General features: G+C 61.4%; 22 protein-coding genes. All 22 read right to left on the bottom strand.

What is annotated here, in order from left to right:
* Positions 1 to 1,111: 1,111 nt before the first annotated feature.
* Positions 1,112 to 1,798 carry a hypothetical protein gene (locus HV796_RS33500; protein ID WP_246356172.1) on the bottom strand — a complete coding sequence of 229 codons (687 nt, stop codon included), beginning with the start codon at positions 1,796 to 1,798 and terminating at the stop codon, positions 1,112 to 1,114.
* 217 nt (positions 1,799 to 2,015) lie between these two features.
* On the bottom strand, positions 2,016 to 5,066 hold the full coding sequence (locus HV796_RS33495; protein WP_246356171.1) for an LPD7 domain-containing protein: 3,051 nt from the start codon (positions 5,064 to 5,066) through the stop codon (positions 2,016 to 2,018).
* Entirely contained in the window at positions 5,056 to 5,451 is a 396-nt protein-coding gene (locus HV796_RS33490) for a plasmid mobilization protein (RefSeq protein ID WP_246356170.1), read from the bottom strand. The genes HV796_RS33495 and HV796_RS33490 overlap by 11 nt, the downstream gene beginning before the upstream one ends.
* 143 nt (positions 5,452 to 5,594) lie before the next feature.
* Entirely contained in the window at positions 5,595 to 6,101 is a 507-nt protein-coding gene (locus tag HV796_RS33485; protein WP_175232184.1) for a hypothetical protein, read from the bottom strand.
* The gene (gene stbB / locus HV796_RS33480; protein ID WP_175232183.1) at positions 6,098 to 6,832 is read right to left on the bottom strand and encodes a StbB family protein; all 735 of its coding nucleotides are present in this window, start codon (positions 6,830 to 6,832) and stop codon (positions 6,098 to 6,100) included. Before stbB ends, HV796_RS33485 begins: the two co-directional genes overlap by 4 nt.
* A 33-nt stretch (positions 6,833 to 6,865) precedes the next feature.
* On the bottom strand, positions 6,866 to 8,968 hold the full coding sequence (locus HV796_RS33475; RefSeq protein WP_175232182.1) for an LPD7 domain-containing protein: 2,103 nt from the start codon (positions 8,966 to 8,968) through the stop codon (positions 6,866 to 6,868).
* Complete coding sequence (locus tag HV796_RS33470) at positions 8,961 to 11,261, bottom strand: type IV secretory system conjugative DNA transfer family protein (RefSeq protein ID WP_175232181.1); 2,301 nt, start codon at positions 11,259 to 11,261, stop codon at positions 8,961 to 8,963. Before HV796_RS33470 ends, HV796_RS33475 begins: the two co-directional genes overlap by 8 nt.
* A gap of 163 nt (positions 11,262 to 11,424) precedes the next feature.
* Entirely contained in the window at positions 11,425 to 12,537 is a 1,113-nt protein-coding gene (locus tag HV796_RS33465; protein WP_175232180.1) for an ATPase, T2SS/T4P/T4SS family, read from the bottom strand.
* 37 nt (positions 12,538 to 12,574) lie between these two features.
* Positions 12,575 to 13,750 (bottom strand): type IV secretion system protein VirB10, encoded by a 1,176-nt coding sequence (gene virB10 / locus HV796_RS33460; protein WP_175232179.1) that lies wholly within the window; start codon positions 13,748 to 13,750, stop codon positions 12,575 to 12,577.
* Positions 13,743 to 14,579: a TrbG/VirB9 family P-type conjugative transfer protein gene (locus HV796_RS33455; RefSeq protein ID WP_175232178.1), complete on the bottom strand. Its 837-nt coding sequence runs from the start codon at positions 14,577 to 14,579 to the stop codon at positions 13,743 to 13,745. Before HV796_RS33455 ends, virB10 begins: the two co-directional genes overlap by 8 nt.
* On the bottom strand, positions 14,576 to 15,463 hold the full coding sequence (locus HV796_RS33450) for a VirB8 family type IV secretion system protein (RefSeq protein ID WP_175232177.1): 888 nt from the start codon (positions 15,461 to 15,463) through the stop codon (positions 14,576 to 14,578). Before HV796_RS33450 ends, HV796_RS33455 begins: the two co-directional genes overlap by 4 nt.
* Entirely contained in the window at positions 15,460 to 15,585 is a 126-nt protein-coding gene (locus HV796_RS45515; RefSeq protein ID WP_281369930.1) for a hypothetical protein, read from the bottom strand. Before HV796_RS45515 ends, HV796_RS33450 begins: the two co-directional genes overlap by 4 nt.
* Positions 15,586 to 15,651: 66 nt before the next feature.
* Positions 15,652 to 16,008: a hypothetical protein gene (locus HV796_RS33445; RefSeq protein ID WP_246356169.1), complete on the bottom strand. Its 357-nt coding sequence runs from the start codon at positions 16,006 to 16,008 to the stop codon at positions 15,652 to 15,654.
* A gap of 19 nt (positions 16,009 to 16,027) precedes the next feature.
* The gene (locus HV796_RS33440; protein ID WP_246356168.1) at positions 16,028 to 16,942 is read right to left on the bottom strand and encodes a TrbL/VirB6 family protein; all 915 of its coding nucleotides are present in this window, start codon (positions 16,940 to 16,942) and stop codon (positions 16,028 to 16,030) included.
* A 38-nt stretch (positions 16,943 to 16,980) separates the two neighbouring features.
* Positions 16,981 to 17,643, bottom strand: a complete 663-nt coding sequence (locus HV796_RS33435; RefSeq protein ID WP_175232176.1) for a TrbJ/VirB5 family protein — start codon at positions 17,641 to 17,643, stop codon at positions 16,981 to 16,983.
* A 31-nt stretch (positions 17,644 to 17,674) separates the two neighbouring features.
* Complete coding sequence (locus HV796_RS33430) at positions 17,675 to 20,068, bottom strand: VirB4 family type IV secretion/conjugal transfer ATPase (protein WP_175232175.1); 2,394 nt, start codon at positions 20,066 to 20,068, stop codon at positions 17,675 to 17,677.
* The gene (locus tag HV796_RS33425; protein WP_175232174.1) at positions 20,059 to 20,262 is read right to left on the bottom strand and encodes a hypothetical protein; all 204 of its coding nucleotides are present in this window, start codon (positions 20,260 to 20,262) and stop codon (positions 20,059 to 20,061) included. The genes HV796_RS33430 and HV796_RS33425 overlap by 10 nt, the downstream gene beginning before the upstream one ends.
* The gene (locus HV796_RS33420; protein WP_175232173.1) at positions 20,255 to 20,683 is read right to left on the bottom strand and encodes a VirB3 family type IV secretion system protein; all 429 of its coding nucleotides are present in this window, start codon (positions 20,681 to 20,683) and stop codon (positions 20,255 to 20,257) included. Before HV796_RS33420 ends, HV796_RS33425 begins: the two co-directional genes overlap by 8 nt.
* Before the next feature lie 5 nt (positions 20,684 to 20,688).
* The gene (locus HV796_RS33415) at positions 20,689 to 21,036 is read right to left on the bottom strand and encodes a hypothetical protein (protein WP_175232172.1); all 348 of its coding nucleotides are present in this window, start codon (positions 21,034 to 21,036) and stop codon (positions 20,689 to 20,691) included.
* 12 nt (positions 21,037 to 21,048) lie between these two features.
* On the bottom strand, positions 21,049 to 21,702 hold the full coding sequence (locus HV796_RS33410) for a lytic transglycosylase domain-containing protein (protein ID WP_175232171.1): 654 nt from the start codon (positions 21,700 to 21,702) through the stop codon (positions 21,049 to 21,051).
* The gene (locus HV796_RS43490; RefSeq protein WP_217478057.1) at positions 21,699 to 21,869 is read right to left on the bottom strand and encodes a hypothetical protein; all 171 of its coding nucleotides are present in this window, start codon (positions 21,867 to 21,869) and stop codon (positions 21,699 to 21,701) included. The genes HV796_RS33410 and HV796_RS43490 overlap by 4 nt, the downstream gene beginning before the upstream one ends.
* Before the next feature lie 3 nt (positions 21,870 to 21,872).
* Positions 21,873 to 22,085, bottom strand: coding sequence for a hypothetical protein (locus tag HV796_RS33405; protein ID WP_175232170.1), 213 nt, complete (start codon positions 22,083 to 22,085; stop codon positions 21,873 to 21,875).
* Positions 22,086 to 22,095: the final 10 nt, after the last annotated feature.

Raw genomic sequence — 22,095 nt, 5'->3', positions numbered from 1 at the left:
ATTGATTTTGAACAGTCAATGACATGATTTTACCTATTTGGGTTGGACTTTGAGGGTACTGCTGAAAACAGCTTATCCTGTGTAACGCGCTCTTTTGTCAAAGACTGTTAGGGAAGGTGCACAAGTTGTTTTCGGGGGTTAGCGTTCAATTTTCTTGGACACGCCTGAAACCTTAGTTTAGCTAAATTTTAAACATATTACGATATTACAGCCGTAACTATTCATGGGGAGCGCAACCCCGCGCGCGCGGTAACGAGATTGCTGTGCGCGCCATTGATGGGTGCGGTGCCAAATTGACCATTCAAGCACATGGCTGATCGGGTTCAGGCCATTTCATAAGAGGCGGCATAGCAGGCGCCGTATTTCCTAAACGCTCAACGACTCATGCCGTCAGGAGTTTTTTTACCGCGCTTGCGAAGCACAACAAGAACAGTATGTGCAAGCTGTGCAAGGGTGATATGTCGATACCGGCCCTGCCATCGCCGCACCTCACGTTGAAACCGTTCTAATGTCCCCATCAGCTCGCTGAGACCTTGATTTGGACGGCGGCGCGCAACTGGCACCACTATGCCACGCGAAGCAGCTGATAGCTCAGACAGACTGCACTAAGCGGTTTTCGGAATCTCAGAGCCATGCCTTCCCCACCAGATCCTAAGTCACCCTGGCGCCAAGGTAACCCAGTCTTGCCCCGTGCACAGCCACTCTTGAAGGGATACCCTGCGCATCGCCTCTCGTTCGTCGTACGGACGAGGTGATCTCATCCCCCGCCGCTTCGCACGCTTCCTGCCAGGCAACGGTTCTGCCTAAAGGACGTTGACGCCACACGCACCTTCAACAAGTAGTTGCTTGCCAGCAAGGGGCCAAGAACATCGTTCGGTTACCTGAGGGCTATGCAATGGCCATGCAGCATGCGTTGCTCTACTGCCCTCGTGAATGGCCCCAATTCCGACTCGTCCCGCCCATCAAGCTTCCTTCTCCACCTTGTAGGTGGGGATTGTGCGCTCTTGAAGCTGCCTCATGCATAACCCGGATAAGGGTAAGCAACTCGCGACGGCCGCGCGCAGCACGGCCGTCCGCGTGAGGCATGATGGGGAAACGGGCTACGTGATTTTCACTGGCTAGCAATCTTGGACGGGGTAGTCTTTCTCGGCACCGGATCGTAGGGGTTGGGCCACAGGCTCTTAACCACGGCTTCGGCGCGCGCACTCCGCTGACTGGATGTCAGTAGGCGTTTTTGTTCACGCGTCAGTTCGGCGGTGAGCCAGTCGTGCGGGAGCTTTGCGCCGATTGACTCAATTGGGCGGCGCTCGCGCCCGGTGGGAAGTGTGGGTGCCGCGTGCGTGACGGGTTCAGAGGCAGCGGCGAAAGCCGGAGCGCGAGTCGCTGCCGGGTTAGGCGCTTCGTCGACCTGGGGTCCAATCTCAAGACGTGACGTGCGTGATCGTGCCACGATGCCACGTTCGCGCCGGAGCCTTTTAACGGTTAGAGCGAACGTTTGATAGGTAAAGACGAGGCCGGTTTCGGCGAGGTCTTGAATAATTGCGGCGTACCTGACGCCCGCGCGAATCGCATGCTCGACGCTGTCGAACACGTCGCGAAGCTGTGCGGTCTTGGAGCGGCCACCGGATGCGACTGACAGCACATCAAGGCGTTGTGCGCGTTGCGCGGCGATTTGGCTGTCCATTTGAGCGTTCAAATGAGTGGAAATGCCATCAGTATGCCGCGAATGATCGAGATATGCATCAATTTTATTACTTTCGTATCCTAATTGTTTGTTCATCACCATAAAATTGTCCACGAGTAGTTCAGCTTATTTTCTCGGAAAACTCAGACCTTCAGGCGTCCCGCATACATATAAACAAAATCTGGAAGACAAACTATCAGGATATTTGAGTGACCCTCGCGCGGTCCTCAAGAACACCGGCTTCGTATGCCGTACGCGCACCAGTGCACCAGCTTTATATCGAACAACGATGCCGCGCGGAAGGCGGAAACAGGTTGCGGCCGACCGTGCATCAGATGGTCGGCTTACCATTGTCCGAAGGACTCGGCAAACTCTGCTCCGGTCGCTCGGGTTGCGGCTGCAGGTGTTGATTGGCGACCACGTCCTGGCCCGTATTGCCAAGCACGGCGCGCACGTGCTCATTAACACGCGTATGGCGATATTCGTCCATCGCCCGGTTGAGCCGCGCATCGCTGAACTGCACGCGCAGTCCCGCGTCAACGGCGACTTTGGCGGCTGCCAGTTGGTACGCATCACCGCCGCTTAACTTCAGTGCACGGCCGAACTTGCTCTGCGCGAGGCGCAGCCCAGTCTCAAGCGCGGACCGATCGATTTGAAACACCTGCACGCTGCTTCCGCGGTCGCGCACAACATCTTGGCCGTTCTGCCGGTAGGTGACGTGACCGCGTTCATCGACGGACCAAGACAAGCCGGCCAATCGAAAAATGATCGTGTTGTATTCACTCTGCGTGTGCGTCCGGGACGTGTTGGGCAGGATCACGTTAAACGCTTCTTCTTCGTCGTCGATGCCAGCCAACACGCACTCCGGGCGTGCTGAACGACGCAGCTCTCCGAGGGCTTTCTCGTCGCCCTGCCCGGCCCGCGTGCGCAGCCAGTCTGAAAAACTTGGGCCACTTGCCAATCCGAATTCCGCCTTGAGCACGGCCCGCTCGCGCGCGATCGCCTCTCTGAGCGCATCATTGCGACTCAGCTGCCCGGCGCGCGCCAGCGACATCGCCGTGCGCTGGCCAGCTGGGGTAAGTCGCACATCCTGTTTGATCGCGACGCGACGGACCTCGAACGCGGTGCGGATATTGTCGCGACGGTACTGCTCGCTTTCGCGCTGTGCGAGCCACGCGTCACTGCGGGCAGTGCTGTGCGCCTTGCGTGCGACCGAATACTCGCGCCAAAGCGCCGCGTGCGGGAACTCCCGGGCAGCCGGAATGGGCTCGCCGGCCCGTTGCCGCTGAAACATCGTGCGCATCAGCGGTCCGGCTTCGCTCCATGACAGATTCAGTTCCTTCGTGAGGAAGTCCGACACGTTCAGCGTGCGCGCGCCGGCACGAATGCGGTCGGAGCCGTCGCGGCCGGCAACGATCGCATATTTCGCAGGCCGCACTCCGTGCGTGTGCGATAGCACGGCGAGCAGGCGCCGGGCGTCGAGACCTTGGCGGATCTCCCGAAATTCATTGTACTGACCGCGGGCCTCGTCGCGCTGCCGCAACTCGTGTGCGAGCTGAGATAAGACATTGTCGGCCACGCGACCCGTGCAGCGTGGCGTGGCGAACGCGTCGTCGCCCGCGCGCGAGCGTCGCGAGCAATACGGCGGCACGTCCACCCGCATTTCGCGTTCTCGCGGCGCGCTCGGCCGAGCGGCGTCGAAATCGAACGACGAGTCAATCGCGTCGAACCGATCGGATAACGGATCCCGCTGGCTGCCATAAAACCAGCCAGGCGGCGACATTCCGGGCGGCGTCGAAGTAACCGTCGGTCGCACCGGAAGAAGGCCCTCAAACGGATCGCCAAACGCATAATGTGCTTCGAGCATCTGATAGTAAGCGCCCAGCCCGCCCGGTAACAGCTCGACTATTCGTTGCGCTGCAAGCTTTCCAGAGCAATCTGCAGGCCATCGCAGGCGATCCGCGGATACGGCGCCGTCTGGCTCCAACTGGTGAAGCGCATGATCCGGCAATAGCACTGCAGATCGATCTCCGAGGCCGTCCAAAGGCCCGCTGGACATGTCTCGCAGAGCGTCGAAGGATTCGGGCGACGGGTACGGCCGACCTGCGACAGAGTCAAACCGGACATCGAGCTCGCCGTATCCATGGACGACATGCCCGGAGAGGTCGTCGGCTGCTCGGCCACGCTCCCACCCGGAGACGCCAAGGTCGATTTCCCCTGTGTTGGGCTCGTCGACGGCGTCGGACGGCTGGGCGCCGAATTCAAATGAGCGTCCATCTCGTCGAAGGTGTTCTTCGAGGCCGGGGAAGGTGTCGTCTGCTCGGTCATGGTATGCCTTCAGATGTTGTGCATAAAAACTGCGTTCGAGATCCGCCAGGATCAGTTGGCGGTCGTGGGGAGAGGATTCCTGATACCGTTGATACAGGCGGCTACCACTGTTGAGATATTTCAGTTCATGTGCGCGTGTCGCGTACCACTCGTCGAGCACCGCCGTGATGTCGTCAGGTGTGCGGCGCGGCACGACGCCGGCCTCGTATCGGTCTGCGGCATCAGCGGACAGCGCCTGCAGCTTTTCGGCTATCGGCAGCTCGATGAACCCCCGTGTGAACACGTATTCCTTAAGATTCACGCCTTTGCCGGCACCGGCCAGTTTCACATTGGGATACTCATCGTCACTGCCGGCATTGCGCGTGCGTACGGCACCGAGTTCATGGAGCAGCGCGATGAAATCGGCATGGTTTTCGATCTGGCGATCTAGTATCGCGTCGAGAATCTGTTCTTTCAGCTCGCGACTGCTCGTGCGGAACAGATCACCACGATAGCGGCTGATCATTTCCGACGTATCGGTGAGCAGCGCGCGGCGGTTATCCTTCGGGCTCGCGAGCCCATACTGCGCGTTCGTGTGCTCCTGGAACGCGTCGATGTAGCTCACGTTGTACTTCTCGAAACCGAATGGACGTAGTGCCCGGCCCGAGATCAGATTCCGCTTTGGGATCACGATATGGATGTGCGGCTTACGCTCGACAAGCTCTCCAGTTACCTGGTCCACATAGCTCTTGATGCGCGGCAGATGCGCCTCGGCATAAAAGCAGTATTCGTCCGGACGATACGCGTGCAGCGCGAATGCCTCGAAGCCACGGGCGATCTGAAACAGAGTTTCACGGTTGACGTGATCCTCCTTGAAGGAAAGTGTGATCGACAGATAGCGCTCGATGTTCGGCGCGGTATGGATTGACTGGATCACCGCGTCAGTCAGATCGAGGTCACCGGCAAGCACGACGCGCTCGTCGAGGTCGTCGCGACCGGATTCGCGGCCAACCTTGCGTCCGTCCTCGAGATACTCTTTGACACCGTCGTGGCGGCCAGTCACCCTAATCAACACGATATAGATGTGCCTTTAGCAGTTGTGTGATCATCTCCAGCTCATCGAGCAGCGCGACGAAGTTCGATTCGGGCAGTTGGCCGGAAATCCGTGCGGAGTTCGCTACGTGAGCCAACTGATTCAGGCTATTGCCCGTTTTGTTGATCACGTACATGATTCGCTGACGCTCGTCGGTGACCCGCGGGCGCTCGACGATCTGCGTCCGGTTGGTAAGGATGCAATCGCGCAGGAACCCGGATGAACTCATCCCTGAGCGCTCGACCTTCTCGTTGAAAAGCTTCCACTGATCCTCCGTCAGGCGCGTGCTCACCGGCTTGCCAAGTGCCGACGGAGCTTTCTTGCGGACGCGGCGCTTCGGTTCGGACCCGTCACTGAATTCGTCCATGCGCATCCGTTACATGCCCTCGCTGGGCGCAATCGAAGGCGTCCCGAGAGCCGGCACGTTCGAATGAACCGGGTCGAGACGGCGCCGCGAGTAAGGTGTGAGCGCACTCAGCAATATGGTATTCACGACTGGATGCTCCTGCGCTAGATACCGGGAAGCTGCGACAGGTGACCGACAACCCATACGAGTACGGCGCCGACGCAGAATGCGATGCCCGTCCACGCAGTCGGCGAGCCGAGCATCGATCGCGCAGTTGCGGCGGCCGAGCGCCCATCCAGCGCGCAATCGCGCGATTCGAGCGCGATGCGCAGTTGGGCAAGTTCATTTGCCACTTCAGCAGCCGCTGCGCGGCGCGCCTGGTCAGCCGCCTTGACTGCGATCTCGCCGATGAAGGACTGTCGGGCTTGCATGAGCAGCTTCGTCAACTGCACGTTTTCTTCGCGCAGCGCCTGCACCGTCGCAGTCAGCTTCTGATCCGTTGACCCCATGAGCGCGACCACATGGTGCTGCGCGTCCGCGACCTTCATCTGCTCGATCAGGATCTCGGCGAGCACCGCCAGCTCATTCGACGCCGGCATCGTGGCGATTATCTTACCAAGCCGCTCCGAGGCATTCTCTGCGCGATCCGGTTGCGACGCCGCCTCGCTCATGCGTCGATCCCGGACATTAGAGCATTGAACGCGTGATCAAGCACCGGCTCGATCGACAGCGCCTTGCGCTTCAGGCCGACCAGCTTTACAAGGCGTTCCTTCTCCGCGTCGGTCCCGGCGTCGACTAGCTGCGCCTTGTAGTCGACCCCGTCTATCGCGATGTCGTGAATCGTGCGGCCAGCGGCAGCCGCGAGCGTGAACACGTCGTTTCTCGGCAGCGCCGCGTCATGGTGCAGCTCGAACATTCCCGTCCGGTCGTGCAGCTCGAACAGCTGCGCGAAGTGGCGACGTAGCGTCACCTCGCGAGCCTCGCTCTTCACCAGCTCGACCTTGTTCAGCAGCGCGCGGATGCGCCCCGGTTCCACGCCGAGATCCGCCAGCATGTTGATCGTCTTGATCGTGTCCTTCATCTGCTTGCTCTCCGGCTCGGTCGGAACGATGAAGCACGTGTAGTCCTCTTGCGCCCCTTCGGACGAATCGAGTCGGTTCAGATACTCCTCGAAGTTCGACGCGCCGATGTCGACCAGCAGGTTGCGCCCGCGCATCAGTTCCTCATGCAGTTCATCGAAGCGCGCTGCAATCATCACCTCGACCTTAGGACCGGTCGAGTCGTCGGCATTGATCGACTCGACCTGACGCACTGACATGTGCGGCAGCCGCGGCGCGAGCAGTTCACGGGTCACTGTGGTCTTACCCGAGTTGCCGGAGCAGTTCACAATGGCAATACTCATTCAGTCTCCTTGCGTAAATGGATGAGGCAACGTTTACATCACGTTCGGCGTCGGGCCGCGTGTCTGCTGTTGTTCGGTTCGAGGGTTGCTTGAAGGGCTCGACGGCGGCGCAGCCTTTGGCGCCGTCCATGCTGCGTGTAGTTCGGCCGCACCCCTGTCAATCTCAGCCGTGCCTGCGTCGCGGGACAATTCGCCCCGTGCGATGCGCGCCTCGATCTCCGTGCCGGCATGCATCCGTGCGTCGAAACGGCGCAATACCTCCGCGCGTATACGCGCGGGCTCCCGCTCAAGCGATCTTTGAAGAATTTCCCGCAGTTGCGCGACGGTCTTCGACGCACGGTGTACTGAAGCAGCGTTCATGGACGCGGGATTCGGCTCAACCTTCACTGCGGTTCCGGCTGACTGCGCGGCGTCCCCCCTTATCTCAGGCATCTGGTTAACCTCGGTAACCGCTGGTTTGCTGGTTGTCGGTTCCGTCTTCGGACCGACGAACCGCCCGGGAAACGTTCCAGCCTTTATCGTCAGCGCCGCCCGCTCACGCTTCGCGGCCTCGAGCAACGCCTCGTCGCCTTCGGTCGGCTTGAACCCTTTCACGTCGACGCCGGCGAGCGACGCCGCAATCCATGCATTGCGGCGGAACGCTTCGCTTCCGCGCACGACGATCGAATCCCAGTTCTTCGCTTGCGCTACGGCTACCATGTCGGTAATCGTCGCGCGATCGTTTTGCTGCGATTTCAGGCGCGACCCAACGTCCTCAAAATGCGGTTTCGTCGTCGGCACCAAACCCGGCATTGGCTCCATCCTGTCGAGCCTCCAGAACCGCCCTTCCTTCACCATGTAGCGCGATGCAACCTGCGGCGGCACCTCGTAGCCGTCTTTTTTCACAATCGGTTTGCGTGACACCGGGTCTATGCTGATCCGATTGTCACTGGCATCAACGTCGACGGCTTTGACCGGCTCACTAGCGGAAACCGCATCCATCGTCGGCATAGGCTTTCTCTGCTCGCGTAGCAAAGTCTCGGCGGCCATACGCTCGCGGTCGCGCACCTTGCGCACGCGCTGCATGTCCTGCTCCGACACCGCGCTCCCCGTGAGACCACCGCGGCGCATCGCATCGTCCGCCACGAAGTCCGCGATGCCGTTGTCACGCTCCGTCTCGCGATGGTGATGCGAGTGCGGCAGCTCGATCGCCGGCTGGTCCACCGGATGCTCGTCATCGCTCGGGTCTGGGTCTGGATCCGTCGCGTCACGTCCAGATGTCCGCTCATCGACTTCCATAAGGCTTAGCTCAGCCTCCTCACGGAGCTCGCACAAGGCTACGGCCGCCTGCGGCGGCAAATCTTCTGCAGCAAAACCAGTGCGGTTGCGAATCTGTTCGCCAATCGCGCGGTCGCCGTCAGTCGCGTCGCCGAACTTAAGCCACGCGTCGCGGTGCGTCAACTCCAGCCGCTGCTCGAGCGACAGCGTGCGGTTGACCTCGCCGCCGCGCAGCGTGACCGACGTGGCAATCGCCTGGATCATTTCGCGGTAACGTCGGCCGAGCGCCGCGTCGTCCAGCTTCGATCGCGCACGCCGTACCGGAGGCCGCCTCGCACCACCGCGGGGTCCGGATATCTCCGGTGCCGGTGGACGCGGCGCGCTTTGCGGATACAGGTGTTGCCGCTCGGCGAAATATTGATGCCGTGCGTGGCGAGCCGCGGCACGCACACCGTCGATCGCATCAAACGCGGAGCCTCCCTGGGCCCGAATGCGGTCCCGGGCTTCCAGCGCCGCCTTTTCTTCAACTGCGCTCACCGATTCCCCCACAAACTTGCGCGCCTGCTCGATCGACTGCCCCATCAGTTGACTCAGGCGCACCGCCTCACGCTCGAAGTCGGCTTCGCTGCCGAACAGCGTCCCCGGTGCGGCAGCACGCGCGGCATCGAGCGCACCGTGCGCCGCCACCGTCGTTTGTGCCGCCTGCGGAACCTGTCCGTTCATCCAGCGCGCAAATGGCGCGACATCGGCCGCGCCCGGGACGTACCATTTTTTCGAGCGCCGATCGAATTTCGCGCCCAATTTCTGCGCCGTATCCTTCTCCTTGAACGGCACATCCAGCCAGGTCCGTTCGCGTTTGGGCCTGTTCGTGTCAGCCACTCGCCACCTCCTCCACTTCGTTGTCCGCCTGCGCCGCAGCCGGCTCAATCTGAGAATTGGCAGTGGCGTCGGCCCCTGCCACGTTGAAATCGAACCGAATGCTGGTGAGCATTTCCCGGACGTCGTCCCGGATCACCAGCCCGAGTTCGGCCATGTCCGACGCAAAGCCGATGAGCGCCATGTCGGTTGCAAGCGGTCCGGGTCTCAGCTGATCGAGCACCAGTAGCTCGGCCGCAGTCATCGCCTTCGCGCCCGCCTGACGCGCGAGACGTATCTCGCCGGCAGCCTTCGCCGACAACGCCGCGTGGTACGTCTCCGGGTTGTGGGTCGGGATGCCCGCGGCGCGCAGTTCACCGGCCTGCCAGGCTGCTTTGATTTCGCTTTCGGTCGGCATGCGCTTCTCGATCGCCGCCAGCATCGGGCTAACCGAGCGCATGCGGTCCATGAACAAGGCATCCTGGAAATAGGCCGCTTTCTCGCATAGGATCGGGCGCTGAAAGCCGAGTACGATCTCCTGGTGTTGCTCCATGCGTTTCAGCTCCTGATCGAGCATCAGCGCGCGCCCCTGATCCGACGTGTTAGTGCCAGTCGACGTGTTGCGGCCGCGATTGCGACTACGTGAGGTCGCCTTCTCGGTGAACGTACCCAGTGTCTCGGACAGATCCTTCGCGTCGGCCTGATTGCGTGGCGGATATGCCACCAGCACGGCGTGGTTCGTGATCAAGGTGCGGGCACCGGCCACGCCGTACAGCTCGTTCGGCTCTAACTGTGTCTTCGACTGCAGGATCGTCAGCAGGCGCAGCCAGTAGCCCGCGATGAATGCATTGCCCTTGTCGAGCACTTCAATCCGACCGAGTGCCGTGAATTCGTCCCCTACGCCGAGGCACTGATACTTGACGCTCGGATCTTCGCCCGGCAACGCATCGAGGTTGTCCTCGATCCATTGCGTGTAAAACAGGTTGCCGAGCAAGCTCGCGACCGAGAGCTCGCGCACCGGCAGCACAACGTAGATCGACATCAGATCCCGACGCACACGGTCGAGCTCAAAGTCGCACGCGCTCGTCGCCTGGTCGACGATGGGGTTGCTGAACAGGCGCAGGCCAGCGTTGAACGTCGCGACGATGTTCAGCATCGTCTCGTCGGGCGACGCCAACACACGCGAGAGCGCCCCCAGACAGTCGCCCGACAACGGAATGCTCTTCCGACGCTCATGCTGCATGAGCTCCGTCAGGTGTTCGCGCACCTTCCTGTCGGGTGTAGTCGCGAGCCGCAACACATGGCCGAATGTGCAATCGCCGGTCATTTCCATCAGGTACAACGCGAGGCCCATGAACAGGTCGGCCGCCTGTTCGTAGAAGAACCTGTTGCGCGCGTCCGCCGTGTGATACAAGCGCGCTGCGATCGCCTGCAGGCGGCCGACCCGCGCGAAGGCCGGGCTCTTCGCGATCTTGTGGAGCGGGTTCCAGCGGTGCGTGAAACCCTCCTGGTCAAACGGCGCCCAGCGAAACACCTTCTGGCCGCAAGCCTGCCGGTAGCGCGACGTCAGGTCGAAGTTCTCGCCCTTCACGTCGAGCACGACCACAGAATCCGAAAAGGTGAGCAGGTTCGGGATCACGATGGCCACGCCCTTGAACGAGCGCGTCGGCGCGGCGACCATTACGAACTCCAATCCGCGGAATGTCAGGTACCGGTTCCTGTATTTGCCGACGATGATGGTTGGATCACGGTAGTCGCCTTTCCGGCGTGCGCTGCCATTTGCCTCGTCGAGCAGGCCGTAGCGGCGGATCTCGTGGCTGCGGGCGAAGCGTGCATCGCCGTGCAGGTCGCGCTTCGGTTTCATGGCCAGCGCCGCAACCACGACCGCGATCGGCAGAATCGGGACGATGAACGATACCGCCGCGGCGATCTGCAGGGACCGCTTCACGGCCTTCACGTCGCCATAAGCGCTCCAGTAATCGTGCAGCGTCCAGACGCCAATGGCTGAGTCCGGCAGCTCCTCCAGCTTCGCGAACAATGTCGCACCGACGTATTGGCCGGCCACGGCTAACCCCGTCAGCACCGCGGCGGCAACCGGGCCTAGCGCTACGACGCGATCTAGAACCGTTGCGGTTTTCATCAGCACGGCACTCGCGCACATGCCCCACAGCCCGCATGCGATAACGACCATGGCAATCACTGCGATTAGCTCGACGGAATCGGTAATCGCGTCGAGATGCAACATACGACCAGCACTGAACACGGCTGCGCCGGACACGATGCTCAAGAAGCAAGCAATGAACAGATGGTTTCTCATCGCGCTGTCCACGGCGCGTCATGCGCCCCGAGCACCAACGAGATCAGCAGCGCGTGGCTGATGCCCGATTCGGGAGCCAGCGTCGCGTGTGCCGGCGCGTGCGGGGGCCGCTCAAACACCCCCACATCACACGATCCGAATCCCGGATCGCTCCGCCCCGCGCTCATGCCAGCCCCCGCAGCAGATTCCACTTCGTGACCGGATCGAAATAGATCTCCTTGAGCTGCCTGTTTTCCATGTACAGCACGACATCGATCGTGGTCTTCACCTCGCGCATCAGGTGATCCCAAGTCAGCGTCTGACCGACTGGACTTTGTTTCACAAGCGTGGCGATCCGCGCTAGCGCCGCGATCGCATCGTTCGCATGGACGGTCGTAATCCCGCCCTGGTGGCCAGTATTGAGCAGCGTCAGGTAATCCCAAGTTTCATCGCCGCGCAGCTCGGCCAGGAGCACGCGGTCGAATTTCATCCGCAGCGTCGCCTTCACGATGCGTCGCGCCGGCAGCGACTCGCTGTAAAACAGATGTACGTGGTTCGGGTGGTACGGCAGCGGCAGCTCATGCGTGTCTTCGATAGTCGCGACGCGCGTGTGCTCCGGGACCAGGTCCGCCAGCGCCTTCGTCAGCGTGGTCTTGCCCGAGCCGGTCCCGCCCACGAGCACGATGTTCAAGCGATTCAGGATCGCGAGTGTCAGAAAGCGCTCGACGTCGCGCTGAGCAAGCGCGTCGAGCATTTCCAGCTCGAACGGGAGGAGCGCTACGATGGCCGGCGAGGCCAGCTCGCGGGACGGATTGAACACCGGCGTCGCGCTCCGCACGTCGACGATGCCCGATTCGAAGCGATCGCGCACGAGGTCGACGTCGCGGTCCGTGACATCGCGAAATCCATTCAGGAATCCGCCCTGGATCAGCTCCGGAATTTTGAAACGAGTGCTGCCCGGCACCCGGATCGTCAGCGACACCGTGCCCGGCTCGCACGCCGGCGGAATCAAGATCTGACCGCGCTCGCCACCCGGCAGGCGGACTGGTTTCTCCGGCTCGGCCGCCGACAGCGCCGGTTTCGCCTTGTTGTAAATCGCGAGCGCCGGGGCGAACTGGTTCAGCGCGTCCAGCGACGCGTTCGGCAGTTCGTGACGCTGCCAGCCGTCCCGCGTTTCGGTCCAACCTTCATACGGCCGGTTGATCGCAAACTCGGTCACGCCGGGGCAGCTCAGACACTCTGCAACCCCAAGCGTCTTAAGGTGACTGCGTACCGTGACGCTGTCGTCATATTGCATATTCTTGGACACTCCGTTGGAAGGGGCAGAATCCGGATCACTGCGTGGCCAGTTCGTACACGTCCGAGAAGTCGAGGTCGCGAGCGACGAAGATCGTCGTCATCGAACCGTACTTCGAGTACGCCGTCGGTGGCACATTAATCGTGTTGCGCAGCGTTTCGGTCGCCACCTGCTCACCCGCGCTCGACGTGTTGTTGAACTGGATCCGGTTGCTGCCGCCAGAGTTCGCCGCCAGGTTCGAAAGAGCCTGGCCCGCATCGCCAATCATGCTCACCATCAGGGCCCCACCAAATCGCGTCCAGAAGTGCGTGTCGACGTAAGCCGGAATGCCGCTACCGCCCAGTGCGTCCGCCGCCGGCGAGCCGAGCTGGACTATGACGCCAGCAGGCGTTGTCAGACGCGTCCAGATCACGAAGATCCGCGCCTGGCCCTGCATCAACGCTTGACGCTGTTCGCCCACGACTTCAGACCCGCGCTCGATGAGCAACACCTTGCCGTTCGCCGAATACACGTCCTTCGACACGTGGCAGGTCGTCATGCCCGGATAGTCGGTGACGATCTTCGCGCCCTGCACGCACGGAACCGCGGTACCGGCGAGCAGCAGGAAGTCGCGGGACGGCAACAACCCGGCCCTGACCGTCTCCAGCTTCGACGGCCGCAGTTTTGCGTCCAAGCCATCCCTCGCGTATTCGGGACGTGTACCACCGGCGCCGGACGCGTCAGCGCCACCAGTCGATTTCTGGTCATCGAGCTTGATCAGCACGTCCCCATCGAGCTTGCGCATCGCCGGCGTCTCAACCGCACTGGCTGACGTCGTAGCTGCCGCGCCGGTACCGGCCGATGCGGCGGACTGCATCGCGCTGGCCGTATCCGCGTGAGCCGGCGCCGCAAGTGCTGCGCTCGCGGCTTCCTCCGCCCGCAGCCTCTCGATCCTCGCCTGGTCGCGCGCGAAATCGTGCCGATCGCCGGACGGCTTGTCCTTGGTCGCCTCGATCTTTGCCGCCTCGGATTCCGCATGGTGCTGCGCCGTCCATCGCTTGATAGCGACGCCAACCGCAACCGCCCCGAACAGCAGGACCAGCACGAGACCTGTCACGATCGGCAGGAGCCGGAACGGACTTTTGCTCCTCACCCGGCCAACGCCCGGCACGCCGCGTTCGCCGATGCCAACCGGCTCCGTCGGCACCGGGTTCTGTTTGATCTCCTTACTCACCGATCGCCTCCTTTTGCTTCACGAGCCGTACGGTGCCAGGAATCGTGGTGGCCAACGGGTTCAGCCGACCGTCTGGCCGATACGCGTTGTTGCGAATGCCAAGCACGGCGTTGCCCACGCGCAAGTTGAAGCGGTGCGCGGTGTCGTGCACGACGAGTACCGGCCCGCGCATGTCGTCCGGATTCACGAGCCCTTCCGAGCCGTCTTCGAACACGCGATAGATCTGCGGCAGGTCACGGCTCGTCCTGAACTCGAAGTAGGTGAACCGGCCGTCATCCCACAGCGCGGTCGGCGCCAGCGTCGTGTCACCGCGCATCTCGTAGTCGAAGTTGCCGGTCCCCACTGTGTTGCGGGTCTGCCCGAGCAGCGCCCGCGCTTCGGCCGAACGGGCAGCCGCTGCTGCGGACTCTTTCGCACGGGTGTCGGGATAATCAAACGTCAGCGACCAGATCGCCTCCTCGTGCTTCGTGACTGGAAGCAGATGCAACACATAGCGACGCCTGTTCGTTAGCAGGATCAGGTTGGTGGCTGCCTTCACTGCCTTCGGCTTGAAGAAGAAGCCGTTACCGGCCGGACCCGCCGCCCAGGCCTTGCCGTCGCCCATGCCTCCACCGTCGAGCTTTTCGCCTTTCTCGAACACAACGACCGTGACCTCCCCGGGGCGATAGGTGATCTGATAGGTTTCGGTCGGGTCGTACACCGCGCAGGCGATGTGCGGATCGCCGCCACACGGTCCCGGCACCACCTCGGCTGCAGCCGGCATTGCCAGTGCGAGCAGTGCGGCCGCGATGGCCGACGCACCCGGTGTTTCCGTGAATCGGATCTTCATTGGCTGGTCCCTCCGTGTGCATTCGCCGGCCCCGATCCGGACGACATCGCGGCCGCAGGCATCGGCGCTACACCATCCGTCGTGCCGCGCGTCCAGTCGCGATCGACCGAGTAACTGGTCGCGCGAAAACCCATCGGATTCAGAACCTGTTCGTCGCTGTTGGCCGGCAGATCACCCATCTCGTAGGTAATCGTCGCGACCCAGTACTCGGTTTTAAACGGTACCAGCGCCGTGCTGCCCTGTGTCGATAGCGAAACCGTTTTCTTTGAGAAGAACACCTGCGCGGTCGACCCGACGAACGTGATCGCACCTGGTTGGGCAATCACGCGGAACTTGTCTGTGAGCACGTTCTGCGGCGAGTTCTTTCGGTTGTATAGCGCGGAGTACAAGGACTGCTCGCGCGACGAGTTCATCAGCATCACGGTGTCGTACGCATCCTGAATCGTGTACCAGTCGTAGCCTTCACGCAGTTTCACGTAGTCGCGCAGCGCCTTTCGTACCTCGAGCTCCGCGAAGGTCACAGAGCCGCTGCGCGCGACGTCGATTACCTGCACGTCGCCAGTCGCGGTGTTGTCTCTGATGATCACTGGTGGAGTCGCCCTCTTTAGTTGTACTAATGCTGCTGAACAAAGAATAGAGGCCAATGCGACGAACATGGCGCCGCCGGCGACGCGCCAAGCGATCTTCGTCACCTTCTCCTGCTGCTGCTGTGTGGATTTTTCGAAGGCGAGTGCAGCCTTGAAATACGTGCGCGCCATCTCGCGCGGATCGGCGTCGGCGAACTTCGCGGCAATGTGTTGCAACGCGGCCGCGTAGTTCCCATCGGTCACGATCGCGGTAGGCGCGTCATGAACCTCGTGCGACTTCTTTCTGAGCCACTTCATGGCGCGCTCCATTGCGCCGCATGGTTGACGTGCATCCACGGTCCGCCCGGTTGCGTCGGCTCTGGCGCCGACGAGCACGCCGAAAACAGCGTGGCGCTGCAAAGCACGACGATGAATTTCAAGATCACTCTCCGATTGAGGTGTGCCGTCCGCAGACGCTGATCATGCTGGCGGACGAGACTTACTGATTACTTGGTGCGTACAAACTCGGCACCGGGAACAACAAGGTGTCCGCTCGCTTTATCGACCGTGACCACATACGGTACTGCACCGCTCACGACCATCTTTCCATCCAGTATTGCGGCAGGTTCCCGCACGGTAAGCCATTTATCCGCTGCGCTTTCAGCGCCGAGATTGGGGACCTTGTGCGAAACGTAGAAATTGTCTACGCTGCCATTTCGGTTAATTTCCACTTCAAACCACCCATTCTCGCTGACACGCTTCCACGTTCCTACGTACTGGTCGCCGTCATTCTTGACGCATCCGTATTGTGTAAGTGCCACTGCGACCATCGTTACCGCCGTCACTAACCAAATCGTCCTCATCTACTTCTCCCGATAGTATTCAAGATTTCGCGCGGTCGAGCGAGTTATTGGACGCAGTTGGCAACCCACCGCTATGTCCACGCATCAACCTCATCGCCCGCAGTGCCATGCTGGCCGCCGTACCGATCTTGCCGACCATCGACGAGATCCCAACGCCACCCGCCAACTGCGACGCCAGCGACGGCATAGCCAACGACACTACGATGAACACCAAGCCGGCCCCGATGATCTTCCCTTCCATGACATAGGTCAGCATGACGTCCTTGACACTAAATCTCTCTGGTAGCACCGAGGTCATGAACCGCACCTCGACCGCTCCGACCGCCCCGAACAATGTGACAAGCAAGCTGCAGTTCAAACACTGCGCGGTCCAGTTCTGGAAGAACTGCCGCGTCGCCGGGAACAGCGCTGCCACGACGAAGGCTGGACCGAGCGCGAGCAGCAACCCGAGCGCGAATTTCGCGAGAATGATGTAGGCGGCCGCAATCGCGAGAAATGGCACACCGACCAGCAGGAGGCAAATCGCGAGCGCCGAAACCTCGACATAGAGTCCGACATCGGTGATGCCTAAGCCGTCGTACATGCTCTTGATCGCATCGATGTAGAGACCCAACAGCGTATCGAGCCCGTTGCTCAGCTCGTTTCCGCCCATCAGTGCGCGGCTCAGATCGTCCCCGAGACCGTTGAAGAACGGCACCACATACTCGCTGTAGTAGCTGATGTTCATCCCGGCAGTGAGCACAGCCGCCCATCCCGCCATCTTCATCATGAAATCAACAATCGGCGTATCGCTGTGGCCGCGCCAGTACGACACCAGCACAAGCAGCACATAGAGGCTGAAGCAGGCAGCGACCAGCGGGCTGATCAGTGAGATCATCGTGGCCGACCCGGTGTTGATCGTATTCAACACGTCCCTGTCGAACGCGTTGAACATTTCGGTGAAAATCTGCAGTTGCATGATCACGTTCCGTGTCAGTGGTCAGTAACGTCATCGCCGTTCAGGCGGCGCTGCATGTCGCGATGTGCGGCGTTTTGCGCGAACTCCTTCTCCGCGTCCTGCAGCTTCGCCGCCAGCTCAAGCCGTACCTTGTCCGCGTCGATCGACGAAATCTCCGCTGCCCACCGGTTCTGAAGATCGGCTTTCGCCGCTGGATCCTGCGTCAGGTTCGATTGCTGCATCAGCTGCTGGATATTGTTCAGCCGGTCGATCGACGCCTGATATGCCCGCATCACCATCGCCTTGTTTGTGGCCAGTGTGTCATTCAGGCGCTGCTGGCCCGGTGTATATGCAGTCAGCGCCTCCTTGCGAGCGATGCTGTCGGCGACGCCGCTGATTCCGTTCAGCTGTCCGCGCTTCGCCGAGTCGTAGACCGACTGCCACTGATCCGGCAGGTAGTTTCGCAGTGCGGGGCTGTTGAAGATGTCTCCCAAACCGCGATTGCCGATCTGCGCCTCGTACTGGTTCGTGATGGTGGTGTATTGCTGCTGCAACTGCCTGACGGTCAGAATCGCCTGCGCGAGGTTCGACGCATCGAGCACCAGCATGCCTTGCGCGTGCGCGGTCGGGGCCAAGACCGAGGCCGTGCAGAGCGCGGCGATCGCTGCGGCGCCGATCAATTTACGGGTGGTTTTCATCGTGTTGGTCTCTCACTAAGAGGCGTTGAGTTCAGTCCGAGGCCGCCGTGGTCGCGAGCTTGCAATCACGCTTGCCCTTACGGCGTTTCTGGAACAGCTGCATACGCAGGTCCGTATCTCCATGTGCGTCGCGCGTGCACTCTTCCCAGATCGCCACGTTGTCGAGGCTGCTGGAAAGCACCGCGATCTCATCGTTCATGCCGCCAAGATCCAGTGTCGCGAACGCCGACTGGTTGCTCTGCTTGATCAGGAAGGTGCGCGACTCCTTCGACAACCGCTTGAGCTTGTCGAACTCGCGATCTGTCAGGTTCAGGAGCTTGTAGCCCTCGTGCGTCGCGTCCGGATTCGGCAGATAGATCTTCGTCGCCGTAAGGTCGCGGATCTCTGCGAACACCGGACACTGGATTGCGTCTTCCGGTGACTGCGAATCAAGGATCAGGAATTCGTCGGCCTTCCGCCCCGTCTTCAGAGACTTGCGGATCAGCTCCTGCGTGGTCGGATAGCTCGCCGGCAGCCAGAACTCCGCTATCACCGTCGCAAGCAGCCCGCCCTTGCGCTGCATCTGGTCCTTCAGGTACAGCAGGTGCGCAAGCACCGGCTCCGTGGCGGCATAGTCCTTTTTCAGGAAGTCGGTCACGTCGAAGCCGATCCGGCGCACTTCGGCAATACTTGCCAGCGTGTCCGGTACGTTGTCGAGCGCCCATGCGAATCGACCGCCAGTTGCTCCGCACCACTGGCTAAGACGCAGCCACAGGCTGTTTTCATCGCCGGTTTCCGCAATCGACTCGAGCAAGCGGCTGAAGGTCTTATGCTCGATGTTCTCCAGCCCCATGACCGTGTCGACCGCGTGCTTGATCTGCCGCTGATCGTCGGCGCTGAGCTTTCCGTTCCTGTCGCGGCAGCATGCGCCGACCAAGTCATACAGATGAGCGCGATTGCGCTTTGTGTCAGGCAGGCCGAATGGCGCAAGACCGGTCGGCTTGCCTTCGTGCAGTGTGAAGTAGAAGGCACCGATCTCCTCGAGGAAAATTCGCAACCCCTGATCGAGGTCGAGCACGAAGATCTTCGGGTTGAATCGCTCGAGGAAGCTGAGCAGCATCGTCTCGAGGGTCGTCTTGCCCGTGCCGGTCGAGCCGAGGATCAGCGTGTGGCCGGCGACCTTCTCGCCAACGCTGTCCTCGTCGAGGCGCGACGCGTGGCAGTTCAGGCTGAACAGGCTCTTCGCGACGGTCTGCACCGGCATCAGCGCCGAGCCGTCGCCGAGCGGATTACCACGCGCTTTGCCTGCCGCATAGTTGTGCATCGAGAACGACGATGCGAGGCTGCGCGTCGACTTCGGCATCGGCCGCGGCTTCACCCTGAAGCCCGGCACCTGGCTCAGGTAGGTGTAGGGGGCCGACGCCGTCGCCTTCACGAATCTGAATCCGCAGTCGTTCAATGCCCGGCTTGTCACATACGCGCCGTTACTGATTGCCTTCTCCGGCGTATCGCCATGCACGACAAGCGCGCCGTGGTAGTCGCCGAACGCGAGGTCCCGGCCGGCGATCAGCGCGAGCGCCTCTTTCAGTTCCTTGATCTGGTATGTCGCCTTGTCTTCAACGGATTGCAGATTGTTGATCTGCGCCTCGATCGCCTCCATCGCTTCGGCAGTGCTCAGGCAACCGAAGCTCTGCGTGAAAGTGAATTCGACCGGCAGCGTCAACAGTGGATTCGTCTGCCCCCAACCGGCCTTCGGAAAATCCTTCAAGTCGTAGCAACTCGCGAACCGCGTCGAGCGGTCGGTGCGCACCTCGACCGTGTCGTAGTGAAAATGCAGGTGCGAGGTCGGAATCAGGTCGCGCCCCGTTGTCTGAGTGACCGGCACGCGCTCGTCGATGCCGTTCATCAGCTCGCCGATAAACTGGTACGTTTCCGAAAACAGGATACCGTTGTGCCCGTATGTCTCGAGGACCTGCGGATCGTAGGAGACGAGCGCTTTTGTCAACGCCTCGACCAGCTCCTCGAGTTCGTGCACCGTCTCGTCCAGATCGTCCCCGTCCAGGATCGCAGTGATGTAAAAGCTGTTCTCGAAATGGTCGTGCTTGCGGAAACGCTGCAAGTACCTGTCAACTGTTAGCTGAATGAAATGATTGTAGAAGCTGTACTCGTCGCCGAATGAGACGCGGCGCCGGCGGAACGTGCTCCACAGCGACAGTCGGTTGCCCTTCTCTAGCGTCATCGCGGCCAACTGGCGATTCCAGCTGTCATAACGTGTCTCGATCTCGCCGCGACTGACCGATTCGAACGGGACGCCACTCAGGCGTAGCACCGTGAAGGCGCAGCCGTTGTCCATGCTCGTCGCGGTCACCGACACGGGACGGCCAATGCGCGGCAGCTTGTCCTCCGCAGCCGCGACAAGGCGGGTCAGGCCATTACTCATGTGCATGCTTCGTCTTCCGTGTCCCTTGCGTCACCAGTTGGATCGCCGCAAACGGTGCGCGATTTTTCAAGTGCCAGGTGAAGCAGGCCACAGGTCGTCTTGCCTGCGCCCGCAGCCCCTAAAATCATCGTGTGGCCCACGGCGGCCCGCCACACACTGGCATCGCCGGCGACGAGCGGAATGGGATGGCGGTTACTCATCGTTCTCCTCACGTGGCTGCGTGAGGAGGCAATGACGCAGCGCCTCGAAACGCTCCAGATCTGGGCCGCTCGCAAACAAGCGCTTGTAAACGCCCGCGTCACGGCCGTAGCGCATCGGCGCGAGCGTGTAGGTCTTGCCGAACATCGACACTCGTCGACGCTCGAGCCGGCACCGGAACTCCAGCCAGACCAAGCGCAGCGCCTGGTCGTCGTTCGCGCAGACATGCCGGAAAAACACGAAGATCGGCACCCCAGCAGCGCCGATCAACAGACCGCCCGGCCCAAGAACGAAGCCGCCGGTCATGCTGGCGATCAGCGACACGCAGCCGACGACCAGTGCCGGGAACATCGGGACGCCTGCAATCATCGCGATCCGGTTCAAGCCAGCGTATGACGGATACAGCGTGCGTTCATCTTCCATCGTGATCAGGCAAAGAGTCCGAATGCCCAACCGGCGAGCACGAGTGCTGAGCCGACGCCCGCTACTTTCGCTATGCCACCGCCGAAGTCGTGGATCCAGTCGGCCTTGTTGCTCCAGCACTGCACGCCTACCCACAGCAGGTACGCACCGGCCAACACGCCGCACAAGCCGTAGAACCACATGGTGAACGAGTAGACGGCCTGCGTGCCCGCATTCAGCCCCCCGCCAGCGTAAGCGGCATGTACGGGCATCGACATAACGAGGCCTGCGGCAATACGGCGCACGACAACGGCACGCGAACGCAGCGCAGCCGATGCGCGCCCAAGTAAGGTTGTAAAAATATTGTTCCTCATCTGCATGCTCCGTTAAAAATCGCCCAGGGCGTCCCAAGCGGGGTGGTTGTCTGACGCACGTGCACTCTCTGCCCCTGCTGCGGATGAGTCGTTAGCCCGTTGCGCGCGCGCCAGGCGGGAATCACTATGTGACGCCGGCGCCGCGCCATCTGCCACAACTGCGATTGGCGGCACGACTACGGCATTGGCGCCGGGATCAGCCGCGTTCGAAGCGACGCGCTGGACGTAACTGGTACCGCGCGAATCCGGCTTGAAGCCGCGCGCGAAGTTGCCGCTGTAGTAGCAACTAAGCGCCGCGCGCACGGCCTCTTGCGACACACGGCCCCTAGCGGACGCGCGGGTGTAGCAGTCGGTGAGGATGGTGCTGCCGGCGCGCAGGTTCGCGCACGGATCGAAGACGGTCTCGAACGTGAGTCCGTAAATGCGCAGGTTCGCGCGGTTGATCTGGGCAAGACCCATGCTGTAGTTCCAGCCAGCTGCCTCGAGTGCGCGCGCGGTGACCACTGCCTCGTCGCGGTTACGCGGCTGGCGCACCAGGCGACCGCGAACCACGCCGATCGCGTAAGGATTGAAACCGGATTCCGTCTTGACGACCGCCTGCAAGGTCGACGGATACACAGACGGCGCGCACCGCTGCGCAAGCATGGCGACATCGCCCGGCATCATGCTCGACCTCGACAGCCATTGACCCAGGTGGCAGTACTCTCGACGAGCGCGGTGGCGATAACCGGTATCTGCAGCGTCGTCAATACGACCGTGGCACTAGGCACGGCGAGCTGCAGCACGCTCAGCCCAAGTGGCGTCGTCAACGGATGTTTGAAAAGCTTGTGCATGGCTCACCACTCTCTGCCGTCGTCACACGGTAAGCCGCTCTTCCAAATCACATAGGCGATAGCGAACCAGCCGACCGTCACCATCATCACCGCAATCAAGTCGTGCTCAGAATGCCGCTCGATCAGCCAGTACCCCACACCGAAGCTCGCCGTCACGACAATGAAGAACAACAGCGCGCGGATGCCGGATCGCATCCACTTGAAAATCCTTCTCATCTCTTCGCCC

Source organism: Paraburkholderia humisilvae (assembly GCF_902859855.1).
In the GTDB taxonomy this organism is placed as follows: Bacteria; Pseudomonadota; Gammaproteobacteria; order Burkholderiales; family Burkholderiaceae; genus Paraburkholderia; species Paraburkholderia humisilvae.
The sequence above is the reverse complement of the archived record's forward strand: the minus strand, read 5'-3'. Positions and strand labels throughout refer to the sequence as shown.